We start from the raw sequence: 5,371 nt of genomic DNA, 5'->3' as shown, positions 1-5,371 counted from the left end.
AATGGGAAGAGGAAGGCCCGAACGGCCGCGAACTCCGGCGCCTGACCTATGGCGACGTGTATCACCAGAACGAAGTCGAGCAATCCACCTACAACTTCGAGCACGCGAACGTCGACCTGCTGTTCACGTTCTTCAAGAGCTACGAAGCCGAAGCACAGAAGATGATCGAAGCGAAGCTCTCGCTGCCCGCGTATGAGCTCGTGCTGAAAGCCGGCCACACGTTCAACTTGCTGGACGCACGCGGGGCGATTTCGGTGACGGAGCGTGCGGCGTATATCGGCCGGATTCGCGATTTGTCGCGTGCGGTCGCCAAGGGCTATTACGAGTCGCGTGAAGCGCTCGGTTTCCCGATGCTGGGCAATCCCGTACACGCCGCGGCCGGACTCGTTTCGGACGCACAAGATGCCGCCAAGCCCGCGTGGGCGCCGGCGCTTAAGGTCGAGCGCAATATCGATCAGGCCTGACCAGAGCACGACATAACAATGACCGAAACCAATCTTGCATCGCTGCTCGTCGAGCTGCGGACCGAAGAACTTCCGCCGAAAGCGCTCGCGCGCCTGGGCACCTCGTTTGCTGAAGGCATCGTGCAGCGGCTTGCCGCGCGCGACCTGATTGAAGGCGAAGCGAGTTTCGAAAAATACGCCACGCCGCGACGTCTCGCCGTGCTCATCAAGAACGTGCGCGCAGTCGCGCCGGAACGGCAAGTGCGCGAGAAGGTGCTGCCGGTTTCCGTCGCACTGGACAAAGACGGCCAGCCCACCGCGCCGCTCGCGAAGAAACTCGCCGCGCTGGGTTTCCCCGACTTCGCCATCGGCGATCTCGAACGCGCTCAGGACGGCAAGGCAGAAGCGTTTTTCCTGCGCTATGCAGCGCCCGGCGCAACGCTTGCCGAAGGCCTGCAGACCGCTCTGCAAGAAACGCTCGGCAAGTTGCCTATCCCAAAGCTGATGACGTATCAGCGGCCAGACGGCACCAGCGTGCAGTTCGTGCGGCCGGTGCACGGGCTGATCGCGTTGCATGGCCGCGAGATTGTGCCGGTGAGCGCGCTCGGCATCGACTCCGGCGACACCACGCTGGGTCATCGCTTCATGTCGGAAGGTTTTGTTCCGATCGCACACGCCGACGACTACTCCGAGACCCTTCGCTCGAAAGGCAAGGTCGTAGCGAATTTCGATGACCGCCGCGAATCCATCCGCACGCAATTGCTGGCGTTCGCGGGCGAAGACCGCGTAGTGATGCCTGAGTCGTTGCTGGACGAAGTGAACGCGCTGGTCGAATGGCCGGTCGTGTATCAGTGCCGTTTCGACGAATCGTTCCTGCAAGTGCCGCAGGAATGCCTGATCCTCACCATGCAGACGAACCAGAAATATTTCGCGCTGACTGATGAGCACGGCAAGCTGCGTTCGCGTTTCCTGATCGTGTCGAACATCGAGACGCAAACGCCGGGCGATATTGTGGAAGGCAACGAGCGCGTGATCCGCCCGCGTCTGGCCGACGCCAAGTTCTTCTTCGAGCAAGACAAGAAGAAACGCCTCGCCGACCGCGTGCCGCTACTCGCGAACGTGGTGTATCACAACAAGCTCGGTTCGCAGTTGCAACGCGTACAGCGGCTTGAAGCGCTGGCTGGCGAAATCGCGCCCATGATCGGCGTGGATGTGGCCGTCACGAAGCGCGCCGCCTTGCTCGCGAAGGCTGACCTGATCACCGACATGGTCGGCGAGTTCCCGGAGTTGCAAGGGACCATGGGCACGTACTACGCACGCCACGACGGCGAGCCGGAAGAAGTCGCGCTCGCGTGTTCGGAACATTATCAGCCGCGTTTTTCCGGCGATGAAACCCCGGCCACCGGCGTGAGCAGCGCGGTCGCTTTGGCCGACAAACTGGAAACGCTCGTCGGCATCTGGGGCATTGGCCTGCAGCCAACCGGCGAGAAAGATCCGTTCGCGCTGCGTCGTCACGCACTCGGCGTGTTGCGCATCCTCCTGGAAAAGCGCCTTGCCATCGACTTGTTCGACTTGCTGCGTATTGCACACAAGCAATTCGCGGACATGCCGCAAGTCGTCGATTCAACTGACGCCATCTACGCGTTTTTCATGGACCGGCTGCGCGGCGTGCTGCGCGAGCGCGGTTTCAACGCAATTGAGATCGACGCGGTGCTGAGCCTGAATCCCACGCGCCTGGATGACATCGTCGCGCGTCTGGACGCCGTGCGCGAATTCGCGTCGTTGCCGGAAGCTGCATCGCTTGCCGCGGCGAATAAACGTATTTCGAATATCCTGAAGAAGTCGGCGGAAGGCGTGCCGGCGAGCGTGCAGCCAGCTTTGCTTCAAGAAGCCGCGGAAAAGGCGCTGTACGCCCAGCTCGAACAAGTTGCGCCGCGCGTGCAGACGCAACTGGCCGAACGCAATTACACGGAAGCACTGTCGGCGCTGTCCGCATTGCGCGACGCCGTGGATACTTTCTTCAACGACGTGATGGTGAACGCGGAGGATCCGGCGTTGCGTAACAACCGCCTGGCTCTTCTCGGCGCACTGCATCAGCAAATGAATTGCGTCGCGGACATTTCGAAGCTTGCCGCCTGATGCGCCACACCATGCCGACCAACGCAAACAAGAAACTGGTGGTTCTCGATCGTGACGGCGTGATCAACGTCGACTCCGACGCATTCATCAAGTCGCCCGACGAATGGGTTGCCATCCCCGGCAGTCTGGAAGCGATCGCGCGTTTGAACCAGGCCGGCTACCGCGTGGCGATTGCGTCGAATCAATCGGGTATAGGCCGTGGTCTGTTCGACATGGCCGCGCTCAACGCAATGCACGAAAAAATGAACCGGGCGGCGGCGACGGTAGGTGGCCGCATCGACGCCGTGTTTTTCTGTCCGCACACGCAGGAAGACGAGTGCGAGTGCCGCAAGCCGAAGCCCGGCATGTTGCAGCAAATTGTGGAGCGCTTCGAGATCGATCCCGCCGATACGCCCATGGTCGGCGACTCGCTGCGCGACCTGCAAGCGGGCGCGGCGCTCGGCTTTGCACCGCATCTGGTGCTGACCGGCAAGGGACGTAAAACGCTGGCAGCGGGCAATCTGCCGCCGAATACGAAGGTACACAACGACCTGCGCACCTTCGCGCTCGACTTCCTCGCCGCCCATCACGACTGACCCGGCTGATCTGATTGGTCTCGCTGACCCGACTGATCCGTCGCAGGTTTTTTTCGTCACATCACATAAGACTTATTCAAGCCGATGCGCTTCATTCGTTCGCTGTTGCTGATGGTTTTTTTCGCCGTTTATACGGTGCCGTACGCGTGCGTGTGCTTCCTCGTGTTCCCGTTCATGCGCGCTGAAAAGCGTTACTGGATGGCGGCGTACTGGTGCAAGTCATGCATCGTGGTGATGCGCTACCTGAACAACATCCGCTATCAGATTGAAGGCATGGAGAACCTGCCCGATGGTCCCGCCGTGCTGTTGTCGAAGCACCAGTCGGCTTGGGAAACGCTGGCATTCCCCGCATTGATGCCGCGACCGCTCTGCTATGTGTTCAAGCGTGAGTTGCTGTTCGTACCATTCTTCGGCTGGACCATGGGCATGCTGAAGATGGTTCATATCGACCGGCGTCAGGGCAAGGATGCGTTTGCATCGGTGGCGCGGCAAGGGCGCGAGCGCATGGCCGAAGGGGCGTGGGTCATCATGTTCCCGGAAGGCACGCGCACGCGTGTGGGCCAGCAGGGCAAGTACAAGTCGGGCGGTGCGCGCTTCGCCTGCGCGGCGGGCGCACCGGTCGTGCCGGTTGCCCACAACGCCGGACACGTATGGCCGCGGAAATCGTTTCTCAAATATGCGGGTATAGTCACTATGTCAATTGGTCGTCCGATCGACACGACAGGCCTCACGCCGGAAGAAGTCAACCTGCGCGTGGAGCGCTGGATCGAAACGGAAATGCGCCGTATTGATCCGGACTCGTACGGTCCCGCCGATCGTTTCGCCGCTGGGTCTGATTCTGATTCTGACTCCAGGTCTGAGTCCGACTCTGGGTCGAAGTCTCAGGGCGCGGCTACCGGCCTGTAGGTCCGGATGTCGTTATCGTCAGGCTCGTTACGTTCGTTTCTATCGTTAGTGTTGTTCTTTCCGTCATTCCTGCGCCGAGTGCGCCAAGCTGAGCCGATGCAGAAGACTCCCCCGCGCCAGCGTCCCGCTGCCGCGCTCGACAACCCGCAACTCGACCTGCCGCTCAACCTCCCCAGTGAGCCAAGGCTGTCGAGCGCGGCACCATCGCCTGCTATGTCGGGCTCTCCTGCCGCACCCGCTGCACCGCCCCCCGCCATGCCTGCAACATTGCGTGGCGATGTCGCGCCTACCGATACAACCGAGACCGCGAGCCCTTCCGCTCCGCCATTGCGTGCACCCCTTGCGCCCGACGGTTCGCGCAACCGGCAACTCCTGCTCGGTTCGCAGATGCTCGATTACCGCTTGAAACGTTCGTCGCGCCGGACGATCGGCTTCACTATCGACGGCACCGGTCTGGCGATTACCGCGCCGCGTTGGGTAACAATCGGCGCAATAGAAAGCGCGATTGCCGAGAAGGAAAAGTGGATCTTCAAGAAGCTGACCGAGTGGCAAACGCGCGTGGAACAACGCGCGGTGCCGCGGATTGAATGGAAGGATGGCGCGCAGCTTCCGTATCTCGGGCAGACCGTCACCGTCATGATGAGCGCCGCGCCGGGCACGGCCGGCAAGAGCGCAACGCGGCCGGCGTTCGATATCGAAACCGGCGTGCTGTGGCTCGGCCTTCCCGAACTAGCAGATGTTCAGCTCGCTCGCGAGCGAGTGCAGCGCTGGCTGCATGTTCAGGCGTTGCAGGTTTTTGGCGAGCGGTTGCCGGTGTACGCGGCCAAATTAGGCGTGGAGTTCAGGGCCTATGCGTTGTCGTCTGCAGCTACGCGCTGGGGCAGTTGCTCCAGCGACGGCAAGATCCGCCTCAACTGGCGGCTGATTCATTTCCCCGTGCATGTGATCGACTACGTGGTCGCGCACGAACTCGCACACCTTCGGGAGATGAATCACAGTGCACGATTCTGGGCCACGGTCGAATCCATTTTTCCGGACTTCCGCGAAGCACGGCATACGCTCAAGCATCATCCGCCCGAATTGTTGCCGCTGCTTTGACGCTTCGCCGGCGAGGAAAAAAGCGTCGTGCAGCGCGCTGCGAGCCTTTGCGACGAGCGGTACAATTTTGGATGTGGCCGTTTTCAACGTGCGCGCTGTTCACTGAGACACGCCAAGAGACACAGGAAAGCGGACCATCCGTTCCATTACATTCCCCACAGGAATCCCATTATGCGACTTCTTCATACCATGCTGCGAGTCGGAGATTTG

General features: G+C 61.1%; 5 protein-coding genes. All 5 read left to right on the top strand.

Annotation, left to right across the window (positions count from 1 at the left end; all coding sequences use genetic code 11):
- Window positions 1-464, top strand: a 464-nt coding sequence (locus JWR14_RS23235; RefSeq protein ID WP_299712574.1) for a glycine--tRNA ligase subunit alpha, incomplete at its 5' end; no start/stop codon positions are given.
- An 18-nt stretch (window positions 465-482) separates the two neighbouring features.
- Window positions 483-2,582: a glycine--tRNA ligase subunit beta gene (gene glyS / locus JWR14_RS23230; protein ID WP_299712571.1), complete on the top strand. Its 2,100-nt coding sequence runs from the start codon at window positions 483-485 to the stop codon at window positions 2,580-2,582.
- A gap of 11 nt (window positions 2,583-2,593) precedes the next feature.
- Window positions 2,594-3,157, top strand: a complete 564-nt coding sequence (gene gmhB, locus JWR14_RS23225; protein ID WP_299712568.1) for a D-glycero-beta-D-manno-heptose 1,7-bisphosphate 7-phosphatase — start codon at window positions 2,594-2,596, stop codon at window positions 3,155-3,157.
- A gap of 84 nt (window positions 3,158-3,241) precedes the next feature.
- Window positions 3,242-4,063 carry a lysophospholipid acyltransferase family protein gene (locus JWR14_RS23220; protein WP_299712565.1) on the top strand — a complete coding sequence of 274 codons (822 nt, stop codon included), beginning with the start codon at window positions 3,242-3,244 and terminating at the stop codon, window positions 4,061-4,063.
- A 96-nt stretch (window positions 4,064-4,159) separates the two neighbouring features.
- Window positions 4,160-5,161: a SprT family zinc-dependent metalloprotease gene (locus JWR14_RS23215; protein ID WP_299712562.1), complete on the top strand. Its 1,002-nt coding sequence runs from the start codon at window positions 4,160-4,162 to the stop codon at window positions 5,159-5,161.
- Window positions 5,162-5,371 lie beyond the last annotated feature (210 nt).

The sequence above is a fragment of the Caballeronia sp. genome, assembly GCF_028292365.1.
Taxonomy (GTDB): Bacteria; Pseudomonadota; Gammaproteobacteria; order Burkholderiales; family Burkholderiaceae; genus Caballeronia.
Note: the sequence above shows the minus strand (reverse complement) of the source record. Positions and strands in the feature narration are given on the sequence as shown.

Excerpts from the sequence above, each read along its gene's own strand:
- glyS (WP_299712571.1), top strand. The coding sequence starts at position 483 with ATGACCGAAACCAATCTTGCATCGCTGCTCGTCGAGCTGCGGACCGAA.
- gmhB (WP_299712568.1), top strand. The coding sequence starts at position 2,594 with ATGCCGACCAACGCAAACAAGAAACTGGTGGTTCTCGATCGTGACGGC.
- JWR14_RS23220 (WP_299712565.1), top strand. The coding sequence starts at position 3,242 with ATGCGCTTCATTCGTTCGCTGTTGCTGATGGTTTTTTTCGCCGTTTAT.
- JWR14_RS23215 (WP_299712562.1), top strand. The coding sequence starts at position 4,160 with ATGCAGAAGACTCCCCCGCGCCAGCGTCCCGCTGCCGCGCTCGACAAC.